This window comes from Bacillus sp. C1 (genome assembly GCF_054570475.1).
In genome coordinates this window covers 778,895-795,987 of sequence record NZ_JBTMZT010000002.1, presented here as the reverse complement: position 1 = coordinate 795,987, position 17,093 = coordinate 778,895, and the positions used below count along the sequence as shown (strand labels likewise).

At 35.5% G+C, this 17,093-nt stretch carries 20 protein-coding genes; 8 read left to right on the top strand and 12 right to left on the bottom strand.

From position 1 onward, the window contains the following. Nucleotides 1-118 precede the first annotated feature (118 nt). Nucleotides 119-1,297, bottom strand: coding sequence for a M20 metallopeptidase family protein (locus tag ACX5JI_RS10575; RefSeq protein WP_459500983.1), 1,179 nt, complete (start codon nucleotides 1,295-1,297; stop codon nucleotides 119-121). 285 nt (nucleotides 1,298-1,582) lie between these two features. Here ACX5JI_RS10575 and ACX5JI_RS10570 point away from each other — a divergent pair, with 285 nt between their 5' ends. The 5 genes from ACX5JI_RS10570 (at nucleotide 1,583) to dltD (ending at nucleotide 5,896) form a co-directional block, all read left to right on the top strand. Next, nucleotides 1,583-1,729 (top strand): teichoic acid D-Ala incorporation-associated protein DltX, encoded by a 147-nt coding sequence (locus ACX5JI_RS10570; RefSeq protein ID WP_097895407.1) that lies wholly within the window; start codon nucleotides 1,583-1,585, stop codon nucleotides 1,727-1,729. Between the two features lie 12 nt (nucleotides 1,730-1,741). Then, the gene (gene dltA, locus ACX5JI_RS10565) at nucleotides 1,742-3,256 is read left to right on the top strand and encodes a D-alanine--poly(phosphoribitol) ligase subunit DltA (RefSeq protein WP_459500982.1); all 1,515 of its coding nucleotides are present in this window, start codon (nucleotides 1,742-1,744) and stop codon (nucleotides 3,254-3,256) included. Beyond that, a complete protein-coding gene (gene dltB, locus ACX5JI_RS10560; RefSeq protein WP_459500981.1) occupies nucleotides 3,253-4,419 on the top strand; it encodes a D-alanyl-lipoteichoic acid biosynthesis protein DltB in 1,167 nt (388 codons plus the stop codon). The genes dltA and dltB overlap by 4 nt, the downstream gene beginning before the upstream one ends. Nucleotides 4,420-4,484: 65 nt before the next feature. Beyond that, a complete protein-coding gene (gene dltC / locus ACX5JI_RS10555; protein ID WP_459500980.1) occupies nucleotides 4,485-4,724 on the top strand; it encodes a D-alanine--poly(phosphoribitol) ligase subunit DltC in 240 nt (79 codons plus the stop codon). Next, nucleotides 4,721-5,896, top strand: a complete 1,176-nt coding sequence (gene dltD, locus ACX5JI_RS10550) for a D-alanyl-lipoteichoic acid biosynthesis protein DltD (protein ID WP_459500979.1) — start codon at nucleotides 4,721-4,723, stop codon at nucleotides 5,894-5,896. Before dltC ends, dltD begins: the two co-directional genes overlap by 4 nt. Nucleotides 5,897-5,913: 17 nt before the next feature. Here dltD and ACX5JI_RS10545 read toward each other — a convergent pair whose 3' ends face one another. After that, a complete protein-coding gene (locus ACX5JI_RS10545; protein ID WP_459500978.1) occupies nucleotides 5,914-7,011 on the bottom strand; it encodes an NAD(P)H-dependent flavin oxidoreductase in 1,098 nt (365 codons plus the stop codon). A gap of 117 nt (nucleotides 7,012-7,128) precedes the next feature. Here ACX5JI_RS10545 and ACX5JI_RS10540 point away from each other — a divergent pair, with 117 nt between their 5' ends. Then, nucleotides 7,129-8,046, top strand: coding sequence for a S66 peptidase family protein (locus ACX5JI_RS10540; RefSeq protein ID WP_459500977.1), 918 nt, complete (start codon nucleotides 7,129-7,131; stop codon nucleotides 8,044-8,046). 96 nt (nucleotides 8,047-8,142) lie between these two features. Here the strand turns inward: ACX5JI_RS10540 and ACX5JI_RS10535 are convergent, their stop codons facing one another. From ACX5JI_RS10535 to ACX5JI_RS10525, 3 genes are all read right to left on the bottom strand, one after another. Beyond that, on the bottom strand, nucleotides 8,143-8,541 hold the full coding sequence (locus ACX5JI_RS10535; RefSeq protein ID WP_459500976.1) for an SseB family protein: 399 nt from the start codon (nucleotides 8,539-8,541) through the stop codon (nucleotides 8,143-8,145). Nucleotides 8,542-8,645: 104 nt separating this feature from the next. After that, nucleotides 8,646-9,215 carry a cysteine hydrolase family protein gene (locus tag ACX5JI_RS10530; protein ID WP_459501073.1) on the bottom strand — a complete coding sequence of 190 codons (570 nt, stop codon included), beginning with the start codon at nucleotides 9,213-9,215 and terminating at the stop codon, nucleotides 8,646-8,648. Beyond that, nucleotides 9,212-9,625, bottom strand: coding sequence for a carboxymuconolactone decarboxylase family protein (locus ACX5JI_RS10525; protein ID WP_459501072.1), 414 nt, complete (start codon nucleotides 9,623-9,625; stop codon nucleotides 9,212-9,214). The genes ACX5JI_RS10530 and ACX5JI_RS10525 overlap by 4 nt, the downstream gene beginning before the upstream one ends. Nucleotides 9,626-9,748: 123 nt before the next feature. Here ACX5JI_RS10525 and ACX5JI_RS10520 point away from each other — a divergent pair, with 123 nt between their 5' ends. Together ACX5JI_RS10520 and ACX5JI_RS10515 are read left to right on the top strand one after the other, a co-directional pair. Further along, nucleotides 9,749-10,201 carry an Lrp/AsnC family transcriptional regulator gene (locus ACX5JI_RS10520; protein WP_459500975.1) on the top strand — a complete coding sequence of 151 codons (453 nt, stop codon included), beginning with the start codon at nucleotides 9,749-9,751 and terminating at the stop codon, nucleotides 10,199-10,201. Nucleotides 10,202-10,303: 102 nt separating this feature from the next. Next, nucleotides 10,304-10,486: a DUF3913 family protein gene (locus tag ACX5JI_RS10515; RefSeq protein ID WP_459500974.1), complete on the top strand. Its 183-nt coding sequence runs from the start codon at nucleotides 10,304-10,306 to the stop codon at nucleotides 10,484-10,486. A gap of 62 nt (nucleotides 10,487-10,548) precedes the next feature. Here ACX5JI_RS10515 and ACX5JI_RS10510 read toward each other — a convergent pair whose 3' ends face one another. From ACX5JI_RS10510 to ACX5JI_RS10480, 7 genes are all read right to left on the bottom strand, one after another. Beyond that, the gene (locus ACX5JI_RS10510) at nucleotides 10,549-11,559 is read right to left on the bottom strand and encodes a CPBP family glutamic-type intramembrane protease (RefSeq protein WP_459501071.1); all 1,011 of its coding nucleotides are present in this window, start codon (nucleotides 11,557-11,559) and stop codon (nucleotides 10,549-10,551) included. 628 nt (nucleotides 11,560-12,187) lie between these two features. Continuing rightward, nucleotides 12,188-12,964, bottom strand: coding sequence for an ABC transporter permease (locus ACX5JI_RS10505; RefSeq protein ID WP_459500973.1), 777 nt, complete (start codon nucleotides 12,962-12,964; stop codon nucleotides 12,188-12,190). Then, nucleotides 12,964-13,866: an ABC transporter ATP-binding protein gene (locus tag ACX5JI_RS10500; protein WP_459500972.1), complete on the bottom strand. Its 903-nt coding sequence runs from the start codon at nucleotides 13,864-13,866 to the stop codon at nucleotides 12,964-12,966. The genes ACX5JI_RS10505 and ACX5JI_RS10500 overlap by 1 nt, the downstream gene beginning before the upstream one ends. 14 nt (nucleotides 13,867-13,880) lie before the next feature. Then, nucleotides 13,881-14,672, bottom strand: coding sequence for an ABC transporter permease (locus ACX5JI_RS10495; protein ID WP_459500971.1), 792 nt, complete (start codon nucleotides 14,670-14,672; stop codon nucleotides 13,881-13,883). After that, nucleotides 14,672-15,367: an ABC transporter ATP-binding protein gene (locus tag ACX5JI_RS10490; RefSeq protein WP_459500970.1), complete on the bottom strand. Its 696-nt coding sequence runs from the start codon at nucleotides 15,365-15,367 to the stop codon at nucleotides 14,672-14,674. The genes ACX5JI_RS10495 and ACX5JI_RS10490 overlap by 1 nt, the downstream gene beginning before the upstream one ends. Next, entirely contained in the window at nucleotides 15,367-15,744 is a 378-nt protein-coding gene (locus ACX5JI_RS10485) for a GntR family transcriptional regulator (RefSeq protein ID WP_459500969.1), read from the bottom strand. The genes ACX5JI_RS10490 and ACX5JI_RS10485 overlap by 1 nt, the downstream gene beginning before the upstream one ends. A gap of 127 nt (nucleotides 15,745-15,871) precedes the next feature. Next, a complete protein-coding gene (locus ACX5JI_RS10480; protein WP_459500968.1) occupies nucleotides 15,872-17,089 on the bottom strand; it encodes an acyl-CoA dehydrogenase family protein in 1,218 nt (405 codons plus the stop codon). Nucleotides 17,090-17,093 lie beyond the last annotated feature (4 nt).

Genomic DNA, 17,093 nt, shown 5'->3' with positions numbered 1-17,093 from the left:
AGGCACAAGCTTGTCCGCCAACGTTTCATATACTATAAATGAGCATAGTTCTTTCTCATTCCTCTCTAACGGAAAGAAATAAAAGCAACTGCGATAGGCGCAGTTGCCTTTTTTATTTTCAAGCTTGTAGTAACTTCATTGTCGCTTGTAAAAATAACTCTGCCCCATCAATTAAAGCGGACTCATCCACATCGAATTTTGGATGATGGTGAGGATAACAAGTATTGATTTTCTCATTTCCAGTTCCTAATTTAATAAAACATCCTGGTGCTTTTCTTAAGTATGCAGAGAAGTCTTCTCCTCCCATTGAAGGAGCGAGTTTTACAATTCTCTCTTTTCCAAACAACTCTACCGCACTTTCTTCTACTATTTTTGTAATAAACGGGTCATTGATTACCGGATCATACCCATAGCGATATGTATACGTGTACGCCGCACCATGTGCCTCTGTAATTCCCTTAGCAATTTGTTCGATCTTCTCTTCTGCTTCTTTTCTCAATGCTTGATCAAAAGAACGAACTGTTCCCATCAAATATGCTGCACTTGGAATAATATTATCTGCTGTTCCCCCGTGGAATTGTGTAATTGAAACAACTCTTTGCATAAAAGCGCTTGTATTTCTAGATACGATATGTTGTAAATTCGCAATGATTTGTGCACCAATTGCTATCGGATCTATCGTTTCTTCTGGCCTAGCAGCATGGCCTCCTCTCCCTTTTACTTCTATTGTAAATACATCAGGAGCAGCCATCATCGGACCATATACGATTCCAATCTTTCCAGTTTCTAACCCCGACATGACATGTAGTCCGATAATATAATCTACACCGTCCATGACACCAGCTTCCACCATTTCTTGCCCACCACCAGGATACACTTCTTCAGCATGCTGAAATAAAAGGCGAATTTCTCCTTCCCATTCTTCATTCATATTTGCGATTGCTTCTGCTGTCCCTAATAAAATTGCAGTATGCGCATCATGTCCACATGCATGCATAACTCCTGAAATAGTTGATGCATACGACTTACATGTTTCTTCTTGAATCGGCAAAGCATCCATATCTGCACGAATTGCTACTACTTTTCCAGCCTTACTCCCCTTTTTTTTTGCCATTACACTGTATGGCGTCGGTCTTGTCACCTCAAAATTTGCAAATGAACACAGTGTTTCATATATAAATTGTGAAGTTTTTTCTTCCTGGAAGGACAGTTCAGGAAATTGATGAAGATGCCTCCGCCACTTTATAATATTTTCCTCTGACACATATATTTGCCACACTTTGTTCAAACGCTCCATTCCTAACGGCCTCCTTTTTATTGCTTATTTCAATGCAATTGCTTACGGGTTTCTTTTTCAGAGAACACTCTTCCTACTCATGTAAAACAACAAATCCATTACAAATTCATGTAGAATGTAATATAATTGTTAAGTTAGGGATTTTCTTTTTTAGTATTTAGTGCTACTATCAAAAAAGAGCCTTTTTATCTTATTTTTACCTAAAATGTGGAATTTTGTTTTTTTCACAATGATGTAGGTTATGATATCTACATATAGTTATTATTTCATAAGAGAGGGAAAGACATGGAAAGATTAAAAGAGATATGGTCTCGACCACTCATACAATGGTTTGCAAAAACTTTTTATTACCTGGCAATTTTATTTGCTTTGCTTTGGTTGTATGGATTCCATGATACAAACACAAGCACATTTATTTACAATGAATTTTAGGGTGGGAACGTTATGAAGTTATTAGAACAAATCGAAAAGTGGGCGATTGAAACTCCAGACCAAACCGCTTTCGTTTGGCGAGATGCGAAAATTACGTACAGACAATTAAAGGAAGACTCTGATGCGTTAGCCCATTGGATTTCTTCCGAGTATGCAGATGATCGTTCACCAATTATGGTTTATGGCCATATGCAACCAGAGATGATCATGAGCTTTTTAGCATGTGTCAAAGCCGGACATGCTTACATTCCAGTAGATTTATCTATTCCAGCTGATCGTGTACAACGTATTGCTGAAAGTTCTGGTGCGAAATTACTTCTATCACCAGTAGAAGTGGCAGTAACTGATTTACCAGTTCGCACTGTATCTGAAAACAACTTAAAAGATATTCTCTTTACTCATAAAGGGAAAACACCAAACCCTACGCATGCGGTAAAAGATGATGAAAACTTCTACATTATTTACACATCAGGGAGTACAGGCAATCCGAAAGGTGTACAAATCACGCATAATTGTCTTGTAAGTTTTACAAAATGGGCAGTAGAAGACTTCCACTTACAAACAGGACAAGTATTCTTAAACCAAGCACCTTTCTCATTTGATTTATCTGTAATGGATGTTTACCCATCATTAGTAACAGGTGGTACGCTTTGGGCAATTGACAAAGATATGATTGCACGTCCAAAAGATTTATTTGCTTCTTTAGAACAATCAGATGTACAAGTTTGGACATCCACACCATCGTTTGCAGAAATGTGTTTAATGGAGCCATCTTTCTCTGAAGGTATGCTGCCAAACATGAAAACATTCTTATTCTGCGGTGAAGTATTATCAAACGATGTAGCAAGAAAACTAATTGAGCGCTTCCCAAAAGCAACAATTATGAATACGTACGGTCCAACAGAAGCAACTGTAGCTGTAACAGGTATTCATGTTACACAAGAAACTGTTGATGCATATCAATCACTTCCAGTTGGGTATTGTAAGTCTGATTGCCGCATTCTTATTATGAAAGAAGATGGCAGCATTGCACCAGATGGTGAAAAAGGTGAAATTGTAATCGTTGGTCCAAGCGTTAGTGTTGGCTATTTAGGAAGCCCTGAATTAACAGAAAAAGCATTTACAGTTATTGATGGCGAACGTGCCTACAAAACAGGAGATGCTGGCTATGTAGAAAATGGTCTTCTTTTCTATAATGGTCGTCTCGATTTCCAAATTAAATTACACGGTTATCGAATGGAGTTAGAAGAAATTGAACATCACCTTCGTGGCTGCTCTTACGTAGAAGGAGCTGTCGTAATTCCAATTAAAAAAGGTGAAAAATATGATTACTTATTAGCGATTGTTGTGCCAGGAGAGCATTCGTTTGAAAAAGAATTCAAACTAACATCTGCAATCAAAAAAGAACTCAATGAGCGATTACCAAATTACATGATCCCAAGAAAGTTCATGTATCAATCTTCTATTCCAATGACACCAAATGGAAAGGTAGATCGCAAAAAATTATTGAGTGAGGTTACAGCATGACCGCATATGGATCATTTTATTTTTTCGCTATAGTAGGCATTTTATTAATACCTACTATCATAGCTGGATTAAAAGGTAAAATGTTGCGTAAATACAATGCTGTTCTAACACTAGTCATGCTTGCTATTATCTTCTCGGATAAACCAAAGCAAGCGATGATGTTAGGAGCATTTATTATTTGGCAATACATCCTTATTAAAGGCTATTTATTATTAAGAAAACAAAAAAATAGCACGTTCATGTTTTACATGGCTGTTATTTTATCGATTTTGCCACTAATTCTGACAAAAATCGCACCATTTGTACCTGAATTGAAATTCATTGTATTTGCTGGTATGTCTTATGTAACATTCAGGGCTGTACAAATGGTATTTGAGGTTCGTGATGGTTTAATTAAAGAACTTACATTCTTTAATTTCTGGGAGTTCGTTTTGTTCTTCCCAGCTATCTCAACTGGACCTATCGATCGTTATCGTAGATTCCAAAAGGATATTCAAAAACCACCAAGTGCTGAAGAATATCAAAAGTTACTATACACAGGGATGAACCGTATTTTCCAAGGTTTCTTGTATAAATTTATTATCGCGTATTTACTACAGAAGTATTTCGTTGATGCGGTATTTGCAAATCAAGATACCATTTTCTCTAATACCATCTATATGTATAGTTACAGTTTATACCTATTCTTCGACTTTGCAGGTTATAGCGCATTCGTAATTGGTGTCAGTTATATGATGGGTATTAAAACGCCAGAAAACTTTAATAAACCGTTCATCAGTCGTAATATTAAAGACTTTTGGAACCGTTGGCACATGAGCTTATCGTTCTGGTTCCGTGATTTTATTTACATGCGCTTCGTCTTTTTTGCAACAAAGAAAAAGTTAATTAAAAATCGCTACACCATTTCATACATTGGTGCCTTTTTAAACTTTTTCATTATGGGGATTTGGCATATTTTAGGTGCACACGTGTATCAGTATATTATTTACGGACTCTATCATGCTGCTTTGTTTATTTTGTTTGATATTTTCGAGCGAAAAAATAAGAAGCATAAGTTTTGGCCAAATAATAAATTCATGCATGTCCTTGCAATTGTGATCACGTTCCATTTCGTATGTTTCGGTTTCCTAATCTTCTCTGGTCACCTAAACAGATATTTCTAATGAATAGCTTCTTATAACTAAGAAGTTACACATAATACATTCCGGATATAAAGGAGATTTTAAAAATGGCAGAATTTAAAGATCAAGTATTAGATATTTTAGAAGAAGTTTGTGAAAATGATATTGTAAAAGAAAATCCAGATGTTCAATTATTTGAAGAAGGTATCCTTGATTCTTTCGGTACAGTATCTTTATTAGTAGAATTCCAAGAACGTTTAGAGATTGAAGTATCTATTTCTGATTTCGATCGTGATGAGTGGGCAACACCAAACATGATCGTTAAGAAGTTGGAAGAGATCCGATGAAAAAAGCGACTTTTGGACCGATGCTCTTAGCATTGGCCCTTTTTGCTGTATTCTTACTTATTCCAACACGCTTCCTACTTCCACTTGTAAGTGATAAGAAAGTAGAACAAGCTGCTGCTTCCAGCGAACAAGAAAAAATACAAAGTATGATTTTACAGCAAAAAATGTTAGAAGATCCGAAATATCTTCCGATGTATGGTTCATCGGAATTTAAACGACTAGATGCATATCATCCATCTAGTTACTTCAAAGTAAAATCTGAAGGCTTTACTCCATTCCTGCTCGGTCGCGGTGGAACACAAGACCTTATTCATGTTTTAAATTTCGCATCCACAATGGATGATTTAAAAGATAAGAAACTAGTCTTTGTTCTTTCACCACAATGGTTTGTACCACATGGAATTGATGAGACACACTTTGCACCCAACTTTTCAAAACAACAAGGCTACCATTTCATTTTTAACAATGATTTAGAGCCTGAAATGAAAAAGCAAATTGCAAAGCGTTTATTAAACTTTGAGATTGTAAAAAAAGAAACATTGTTAAAAACTTCTTTAGAAGGCATTGTCTACGATGATACAAAGCATAAAATAAAAGCAATTGCTACTAAACCTTTCGCTTATCTGTATCGTAACATTTTAGATCGAAAAGACTTATTTAACATCATGTTTAAAATTAAAGCACCTAAAGAACACCTTGACCCTTCATTACAAAATATGAACTGGGAAGAAGCACGTAAACACGCTGATCAAACTGGTGCATTAGAATCAAAATCTAATCAATATGGTATTGAAGACGATTACTTCAATAAAAAAATTAAACTGAAATTAAAGCAACGTGCAGGTTATTTAAAACATGATGCTTATGATAAATCTCCAGAATACGAAGATTTACAACTAGCACTTGATTTATTAAAACAAGCAGGTGCAAAACCGCTCTTCATTTCTGTGCCTGTAAAAGGCCCATGGTATGATTATGCTGGCTTCCCAAAAGAACGACGCGAATTATACTATACGAAAGTTCATGAGCAAATTAAACAAGCTGGCTATCCAATTGCTGACTTCTCAAATCATGAGTATGATAAGTACTTCTTAAAAGATCATATGCACTTAGGATGGAAAGGCTGGGTATACATCGACGAAGCCATCCAGCAGTTTTATAAAACTAACTAATAAAAAGACCGCTTGAATTATTCAAGTGGTCTTTTTATGTATGCATCTTGTAATTTTTTTACCGTTACATTTACTTCTTCCACCACCTGTTCCACAATTTTCTCTGCTGAGTCTTCCCTTGCTAATGAAGACGCTTGTCCAGCCCAAAGGGACATATATTCCCCTTTATTTTGCTTTGCTGCTTCCTGACGTATTTTAGAAGTTAATACATTTTGAACTGGATACATCGGGAGACCACCTTCTTTCCCCTCATGCTGCTCGATAAATACATTACGAATCCCTCGTGCGTATTTTCCAGAAAATGCTCTCGTTACAGTTGTACTTGTATCTGTACTTTGTAATATTGCCTCTTTATATACATCGTGTGTAATACTCTCTTCACTCGTTAAAAAGGCCGATCCCATTTGAACGCCTTCTGCACCTAATACATAAGCTGCCACCATGCCTTGGCCATTCATAATGCCTCCTGCCGCGACGATTGGGATATGTGGTACTGCGGCTACTATTTGTGGGATTAATGCGAATATACCGATCATAGAATCTTGTTCTTTCCCAATAAAAGTTCCCCGGTGTCCGCCTGCTTCACTGCCTTGTCCGACAATTACATCAACACCTAATTCCGCAAGTACCTTCGCCTCTGCTACATTTGTAGCTGTTCCAATTATTTTTGTGTTCTCTTTCTTCAATAATGCGATTTCTTCTTGTTCTAACGTGTGAAATGCAAAGCTTACAACTGGAACTTTTTCTTCCATCAATACTTGCAGTTGCTTTTTATAACCTTTTGGAAGTTGCAAAGGCTCATGATTTTCCTCTATACCTAATTCCTTTCGCACCGGTTCCAACACATTTCTAGCTGCTTGTACTTTTTCTTCTTCAATTTGTATTTCTTTCGTAAGTAACAGATTAACTGCGAACGACTTATCTGTTAACTCTCGTATCTTATAAATAGATTGACGAATTTGTTCGGGGCTCATATAACCAGCCCCAAGCGTTCCGAGTCCACCGCTATTACTTACAGCCGCAACAAGTTCTGGTGTCGTAATCGCTCCTGCCATGCCTGCTTGAATAATTGGATATTTTATTTGTAGTATGTCAGTTACTCTGCTTGTAAACATCGTTCTTCTCCCTTCTTACCTCCTCTTATATCTTCTTGATTCAACAAGCTTTTCCTTCTTGTAAAAGGATTGAACTCCTTATAAACGAATATATTGAAAGTGAAGGAGGAGATTTACATGATTCAGCCAAATGCTCTAAAGCAAGGTGATATGGTAATGATCATTGCTCCAGCAGGACCACCCGCATTAGAACACGTCCTTACAGGAAAAAAAGCATTGGAAGAAATGGGGCTATCCGTCATAGTGGGTCAAAGTGTTTACGAGAAATACGGCTATCTCGCTGGCAATGATGCAATCCGCCTTCATGATATACATGAAGCATTTGCAAACGCTAAAGTAAAAGCTATTTTTTGCGCAAGAGGTGGATACGGTAGTGGTCGTCTTCTTCCTCATATTCAATATGAACTCATTTCAAGCAATCCAAAAATTTTCTGGGGATATAGTGATATCACTGCTTTACATATTGCTTTTTCACAATATGCAAGACTTATTACTTTTCATGGACCAATGATTGAGGAAGTAGGGAAAGGGATTGAACCCCTCTCTTTGTCTTCTTTCAATCAACTATTCCATCCGTATTCGGCCATTTTACTTGGGGCAGAATGTATTGCAACTACATCTACTTGCGTTATTTCCGCCCCATTAACTGGGGGGAATTTAACGGTTTTGGCAAGTACACTAGGCACCCCCTACGAAATCGATACAGCAAATAAAATTATATTACTTGAAGATATTGGAGAAGAGCCCTATCGTATTGATCGCATGTTGAACCAACTACATTTAGCAGGAAAATTGCATGAATGCGCGGGGGTAATCTTCACAAGCTGCCATGACTGCATTACTTCAAAGCAATCTTTATCATTACAAAACATATTGTATGACTATCTCTCCCCGTACAATATTCCAGTATTATTTGGTCTTCCTATTGGACATATACAGCCCAATATCGGGATACCACTTGGAATAACTGTTACAATGAACACTGAAAAAAATACCATTTCTATCCCTCCTGGTATAAAATGTATTCCACACTAACTGACAGTAAACGCTCGGTAAATAAACATTCACAGCAAAAAAGGAAAAGCCTGTATCGCTTTTCCTTTTTATTATCTTTCCTTATACCGAGATTTCTTACTGGTAATAATGAAAAATACGTCCAGATGCTATATCCGCAATTTCTTCCGGAATAAATGTTTTGCTAAGCTCTGTCCCAACATTTAATACCGCTGTTGCTTCTTGATCTAAATTTTTAAACAATTCTTTCCCTCGTATCGTAATAAGGGGCGTTTCTTCCGGCAACACTTCTTTCACAAATTCTAATTGTGTAAAGAACGGTACGATCCATCTACCCTCTCCTTGGAAATAGCGCAAACGAAGTGTTCCTTCTGCTGCAGAGTCATCCGCCTCTATCGATCCAGCAACATAAAACTGAGTTGTTAATAGCAGTTCATAAAATTCCTTCTGTTTTTGTTTATCCTCTTCCGCTAGAACGAGTACTGTTTCTATTTTCTTTACTGGAATTTGCTCCATATGCTGCCACCCCTGTTTTCAAAATGATTGTACTTTGATTATACGAAATATTCTTATTTTTTTCTACATAATTATCCAAATATTTTATTAAAATAGTATCAAATTCACCTTATCTTCTCTACTATCTCTAATGTTGTCACAATAGTAGCAAACTCTTCATGCAAATTCACTAGTGTCATATTATGAATGTCTTCTGCACAATATTGTATGCCATCTGGCCCTTTTCGGTTAAATGTAGCTGTCGCATCACTTACTAAATACGTTAAAAATCCTAAGTTTCCAGCCATCCGTGTTGTTGTCTCGACACAGTGATTCGTCGTTAATCCGACAATAACAACCGATTCACAGTTTTTTTCTTTTAATTGCTTTTCTAAATCAGTTCCAATAAATGCACTGTTAACACGCTTTTGAACGACTATTTCTCCTTGTAATGGTTGCACTTCTTCTTTGAATTTAACTGTTTCTGCATTTGGATGAAACATTGATTCAGCGTTTTCCATGTTCACATGCTGAACATGGAAAATTGGAAAATCTCTTCCCCTCCACTCTTCTAATAAACGTTTCATATTTTCTTCTGCAAAAACGTTATTTCGCTCTCCCCAATACGATAGGTCAAACGCTTTTTGTACATCAATTATAATTAGTGCTGGCTGATTCACTACTACTCCCCCTATTCTCCTGGCTGTAATTGAAATAAAAAGCCAAGTTGTTGTGACGCGGTGATGAAGCAAATATATGCACAAAGCTCTACAATCTCTGCCTCACTCCAATATTGTTTTAACACATCAAACATCTTATCATCTATCGCTGACTGATTATGTACAAATACATGCGCAAAAGTTACAGCAATACTAATCTCTTCTATCTTTTGCACATCCTCTGGTTTTCCTTTTGCCATACAATATGGACATTCATTTCCAAATGCAAGTGTTCTCCGTACTTGCTCTTTTAACTCTTCAGAAAGCGTTCCCGTTTCATATAACGTACTTTCTAACGCACTCCATGATTGTAATATATTTGGACGATGTCCTAATAATTTTTGAAATTTCGTTTCCCCTACATTTGATAATACAATTCTCTCCATCATTTCTTCTCTCCCTTCCTGTTTTATTGTAAAATAAAAGAGACCCTTTTTACATTTCATATGAATCTTTATTTATATATTTTATTTACAAAAACGATTAGTTTACTGGAGGTATGTTTACATATGCAATTAGATCGTATCGATCGTAAAATTTTAAATGAATTATATAATGATAGCCGCCTCTCTATGCGTGAGTTATCAAAACGTATCAACTTATCCGCACCATCTACTACAGAACGTGTTCGTAAGTTAGAGAGCGAAGGCGTCATTCAAAAATATACAATTGATATTGACTATAAAAAAGCAGGGCTCGTTTTAGACTGCATTTTAGAAATCACCTTAAAAAATGGTGATACAACACGCATGCAACAATTTATTCAATCGTATCCATCTGCAAGCTTTTGTTATCGCGTAACAGGAAGTCTTTGTTATATCGTTAAAATTTCTGTCCCATCATTAGTTGAACTTGAGGAATTTATTAATGATGTTTCTTCCTATGCAACAACTGTTTCTCATATCGTATTATCAGAAGTATCCCTTACTCCTGATATCGAACACATTTTTCCAGAAGAATAAAATTAATTTTTATTCACAATTTCATAAAAAACCCCTTACAAAAAGAATAAAAATGTTTTATTATGTATTAAAATACATAAAGTTCGAGAAAGGGGCATTACATTGAAAATCTGGTTTTACGAAAAAACAACTCAAGAAGATGATTTGCTTGGTATATGGGATAATGTTCCCACCATTCCTCGAATTGGGGAAAAGGTGGAAATTTTAAAAGCGGTTCGGACAGTTACAGATATTAAATATGTAAAGAAAGGTAACAATTTTCACGTTGAAATTGTTATCTATTAAAATAGCAGCTCTCCTTCTTACTATTGGAGAGCTGCTATTTTTCGTTTTTCATATGCTTATCATTATTCTGCTTTCCTTATAATAATTTGATCATTCTCTACGACAACCGTTACGTAATCATTCTCTTCTAATGCTAATTGCTTCACAGCCCCATCCGGCAATTTTACCGCCATACGCTGATCTGTTACAACAATTTGGCTATACATTTCATTTTGCTGTAATGATTGGGCCGTCTTATCTTCATTCATAAAACGAAGGGGCGGTACTCCTACTTCTTTTACAGTTCGCCAATTTTTTCGAATAAAAGGCACTAACCATAATAAACTAAGCAAAATCACAACGATCCCAACCCATAGATTACTTTGTGCTTGTAATTCAGCAATCGAAATTGCTTCATCTGCCCCTTCTTCACTCGTTAATTGGATGATGGTTACAATACAATTATTCAATGCATGAACAGCAATATTCGTCCATATATTTTTCGTCTTTATATAAAGAAGAGACATCACAACGCCAAATACAAAAGCACCCACAATATCAAAATGGCCTAAACCAAAAATAAGAGAAGATATAATCACAGCTCGTTTTATTCCCCATTTAAACGCCATACGCTGTAAGAAGAACCCTCGAAAAATCACTTCTTCCATAATAGGTGCAAAAATACACGCTGAAATGAAACCGAATATTTGTGTATACATGCTGCTACTATCCATCACATCGTTATCATTCAACATATCGACTAAAAAATTAGGAAACGTATGTGCCAGTATGTACGATTGGATAAAAGATACACCGAATGCAAAAATCATTCCCATTACAGTTGCTACTATAATTAACTTCCAATTTAATCGTGACGGTTTATCAAAGAAACTAGTAAATATAATATTATGTTTTCTTGTTTTTACATATAACCATAATAGTGGGAATACAAAAAACACAAAAATTTGCATTACAACATCTATGATGCTGTTTGGAGCTCCCGCAAAGGAAAGCGGCAACACCATTACTAACAATCCTAAAATCATCCATGCAAAAAAACTACGAAGTCGTATACGTGAAAATGCGTACTGAATGAAAAACACCTCCAAAACGATATATTTACATTGTAATATGAATATCATTAAAATTCTTCCTATTTTTCTCAGTTCGCTTTTAAACAGCATATCTATTAAGATATATGATACTAACTCTATTTTAATTAATTTTCTACCCTCGCTTCTTATATGAACTATTTAAGAATATATGCAATGTGGTGAATGAATTCATGACAGCATTGCCCGTTTAAAAAATATAATACTACCAGCGTAAAAAGTAGAAACAAATTTAGTTAGAAGAAATTTTCATTAAAATAATGTTTTTTTCTAGGACTTAAAGAAAGAGAAACATGGTGATCTGACGGGGTTTGTTTGTATAAATCAGTGAATGAAATTTTATCAGCGATTTTTCAAATATATCAACCGTTTCTCACAATATATCGACGCAAATTTGAATATATCAGCGATTCGACAAAGGATATCGACCAACCAACAAAAAACGACAAAAAACAGAGCCCCCTAGCTCCTGTTTCCCATCACTCTGAAAAAATCCCCATTGCAATAATGGGGATTTTTCTAGGTATCACATTTAATCATATATTAAAAATATAAACCACTCTAGCTTGATAAAAGCTTTCTTTTCATGGTTATTTTGTTTATTAGAATATTATAATACATCACGTTTTTGGAATAACACGCTTGATGCAATAAGTAAGACTACAACATATGTAAGTACTAACAGTAATGATGTTGTGAACGTAAATTCTGTAAATGGTGGTTCTGTTCCACCGCTAATTAATTTGTTGCTGTCGTACATACTTAAATTTAAATGGAAAAATACAAAAAATTTAGCAGCACCTTTTGCAAACATCATAAGTAACGTGCTAATTGCTCCTTGTAAAAAGAATAAGAACAGTGCAATGATTAATGGTAAGACTGATTTTCGAAAAACATTTGCGAAGAAAAAGGCAAGTGTCGCAAAGAAGAACGGAGATACAAGTTTATATAAGATCCCTTTAAGCAATACCCATAATGTTAACTCTGTTTTCCCACCATTCATAACGATTGCACCAATAACCATCGCGATTAAGGTACCTGCCACGATAACAAAAAACATTGCTAATAAAACTGAAACATATTTAGAAAATAAAATCATAACTCTTTTTCTTGGGCGAATTAACAGCTGCTTAATTGTTCCTTTTTGGAACTCATCAGTAATCGTACGTGAAGCAATGGTAATACCAAAGATTGTCGCAAATAAAATAACTAAACTAATATCTGAATGTGTAAAGTCTAAATATGTTCCGTTAAAATCCTTAGCTTCGCCCCACTTTAATATAAGAAGGACGCCTAAAACTTCCAATGCAGCAATCACACCTATTAAAATATACATTCCTTTTTTCGCATGTAACTTTAACAACTCATTTTGAATTAATGTAAACATTATGCTTTCACTCCCCCTGTAATTGCTAAGAACTCATCTTCTAACGTTTTATTTTGCACTGTAACGCCATATACAAGAACATCCGCATGAACAAGTTTTTTCACAAGTTGTGGGATCTCTTCTTTCGCTACAGATTTCACTACGACGCTTCCTTGTACCTTACCGTTCATGATTTCATTCGCTTTCTGCATTTGATCTACCTCAAATGCCACTACAACCGTTTCATCATGCTTCGCTTGTTCATGTAAGTTATACTCTTGTACAAACTGCCCTTGCTTAATAATCACAACACGATCACACATTAATTCAATTTCACTCAATAAATGACTCGATACGATGACAGCAATATTTTCTTCCTTCGCTAACCGTTGTAAGTAATCACGAATTTGACGAATACCAGCTGGATCTAATCCGTTCGTCGGTTCATCTAAGATTAAAATTTTAGGATTATGAAGAAGTGCTTGCGCAATCCCAAGACGTTGCTTCATTCCAAGTGAATATGTTTTCACCTTCTTGTGAATTGCATGTTCTAATTCAACTAACTTTACAATTTCAGTAATACGCTCTTTACGAATTGGTGTAACTGCCATATTTGCAAAATGCTTTAAATTTTGCATCCCAGTCATATAATCATATAATTCAGGATTCTCAACAATCGCTCCAATTTGTTCTAACGCCTTTTCACGCTCTGTCCGAATGCTATGACCACAAATCGTTATATCTCCTTCTGTCATCGCAATCAAACCCGTCATCATTCGAATTGTCGTCGTCTTCCCGCTCCCATTTGGCCCAAGAAAACCATATACTTCCCCTTCGTGAACTTCAAATGAAAGACCACGAATAATTTCATTTCTTCCGATTTTTTTATGAACGTTTTCTAATTTCACTACTACGTTTCCCAATGATTGTTCCTCCTTTAGATTTCTAGTTTTTTGTCGATGATGTAGGCTATTAAAAGTATTAGTACAAATGTTAATAAGCCTTCAAAACATAAACTAAATATATTTAATCCATCTCCTGGATAAAAAGACGTCTCAAAATATCCTTCACTATTCATTAACTCTACATATCTAATAGAAAGTATAGAACTTCCTATTTTTCCAACAAGATCTATTAATTCTCCGTAAATCATAGCGAAAACAACAAAAAAGACGAAGAATAATATTTTCCCTATGCCCGGCTTTACATTAAACCATTTAATAATTACATTTATAAGGAGTACTAAAGTTAACAAACAAGTTAGATCTACAGCCCATAGAAAGATAGAAAAGAAATAATGAGCTAAGCCATAGCTATGCAAATTTTTAATCGGCCCTTCAATGTCCCCTGCTTTCAGAACTTCAGATATATAACTCGAAAAAAGTTCTAAAAATACCAAACTCATTATAGCTAATACAACTAGCATTAACAGAAAAAAGATTATATTTGCATATAGATATTTTTTTGCTGATATCGCTGTATATCGAATCATGGAATTATTTATTATTTTTTTGAAAGAAGATATCGTTAATAAAAAAATTGAAAATATAGCCATTATAATTAGTATTGTAAATAAAATTAATGTAGTTTCTTGTTTCATAGAAAATGTGCGTTTGGCAGAACCACTCATATAGAAAAAGAGAGTAAGTGAAACTGTGATAAAACTTACATAGAGTACACATAGCTTTTTCTTATTGCACTTATATACATAACCAAGTAACTGATTCATTATTTAAACACCTCCTTAAACAACTCAGTCACTGCTTTTCCTCTCTGAAAACGAAGATCTTCCACATTTTCATGTAATACAATTTCTCCGTTCTTCAAAAAGATAATTTCATCAAAGATATTTTCAATTTCCCCAATTAAATGAGTCGAAATGAGAATGGTACAGTCTTCACGATAAAACTGAAGAATGAGCTCAAGCACATGCTCCCGTGAAACAGGATCAATTCCACCAAGCGGCTCATCTAATATGTAAAACTTTGCTTTTCTTGAAAATGTTAAAATAAGCTGTAACTTTTCAATCATTCCTTTTGACAAAGCTGTAATTTTTTCTTCTAACGGGATTTTAAATGCTGCGATTGCATCGACTGCTTTTTGCATTTCAAAATCTTGATAAAAATCACGATAAAAAAATACCGCATCCTTTACTGTCATCCAATCATCAAATATAGGTCTATCAGACATAAATGAGACAATCTTTTTTGTTTCTAAACCTACTTTCTGTCCTGCAATTGTGATCCTCCCGTCCGAAGGGTGCTGCAAGCCTGCGATCATTTTCAATAATGTCGTTTTTCCGCTCCCATTATCGCCAACAAGACCAATAATCTTGCCTTCTGTAATCTCGATGTTTAAATCACGAATCACTGCCTTTAAACCATATCTCTTCCAAAGTTTCTCGATTTTCAGCAACTGCGTCATCAGTTATCCTCCCTTTTCTCTTCTAATGAAGAGCGAAGAATCAAGAGAATTTCTTCTTCTGTAAATCCTAAATTGTCCATGCCATTTATAAAAGAATAAAGTAGCTCTTTTGCCATATCTTTTCGTAAATCCATAATTCTCTCCCCTTCACTCGTTACATATCTTCCCATCCCTCTACGTGTTACAACAATCCCATCTCGTTCTAATTCTTGAAATGTACGCTGAATTGTATTTGGATTCACTTGCAATTCACTCGCTAATTCACGTACAGAGGGTATTTTGTCACCAAGTGATAAGCGACCTGTTACAATTTCTTTTTTGATGTATTCCATCACTTGAATATAAATCGGTATGTTGGGAGAAAATTCAATTTTCATTTCTTCCCTCCTTTTGTCTTAGTGTACTAGTTAAATAGTACACTAAGACAAAAGATATGTAAATACCCGTAATTTTAAAAATAAAAAAGGTAGTTCCATATACATTGGACTACCTTTCTTCTTAACCTTATTTCGTTATCACCTCTGCCTCACTTTCCTCAAAAGGCCACTTCGGTAACATGTTACGAAGGTCCTTATCGGATCGATAACCAAGTGCGTATTCTGCCTGCATAATTGTATGAATCTCACGTGTCCCTTCGTAAATAACTGGTGCTTTTGCATTTCGTAAATATCTCTCCACAGGGAACTCATTTGAATATCCATAAGCACCGTGTACCTGTACTGCATCATTTGCCGCTTCAAATGCAGCGTCACAAGCAATCCATTTTGCTAAAGATGTTTCTTTTGTATTGCGTTTCCCCTCATTTTTGAGCCAGCCTGCTTTATAAACAAGTAATCGAGAGATTTCTAGATTCGCAGACATTTTCGCAATCATTTGCTGTACGAGCTGATGTTTTCCAATTTCTTTTCCGAATGTTTTACGCTCCTCACAATACTTTACACTTGCTTCTAAACTTGCTTGAATCAGTCCACATGCTCCCGCTGCTACCGTAAATCGCCCGTTATCTAATGATGCCATGGCAATTTTGAAACCTTCTCCTTCTTCTCCAAGGAGGTTTTCTACTGGTACTTTTACATCATCTAAAAATACTTCACCTGTGTTGCCAGCTCTAATACCAAGTTTTCCTTTTATTGCTTTTGTTGATACTCCTGGAAATGTTCGCTCTACAATAAAACAAGAAATACCGCGGTGCTTTAATTCCGGATTTGTTTTTGCAAATATTAAGAAATGATCTGCCACATCACAAAGCGAAATCCACGTTTTTGATCCGTTTAATACGTAGTAATCGCCTTGTTTTACCGCTGTTGTTTGCATAGAAACGACATCTGATCCTGCGTTTGGTTCCGTTAAACCGAACGCCCCAATCTTTTCACCTTTCGCTTGTGAAACAAGATACTTTTGTTTCTGCTCTTCTGTTCCCCATTGAAGAAGTGCCATACTATTTAGCCCCGTATGTACAGATACAGCTGTACGAAAAGCAGTGTCACCACGTTCTAATTCTTCACAAACAATAGCCAGCGTATTATAATCCATGCCCACTCCGCCATATTGTTCCGGGATACAAACGCCCATAAATTGTAGTTCTGCTAAACGCTTCAAGATTTTTTGTTCAAAATGTCCTTTTTCATCCCATTCTTTAATATATGGAATAATTTCATTATCCACAAACGATCTCACTACTTTTCTAACACTTTGTTGTTCTTCTGTTAACGAAAAATTCATTTGT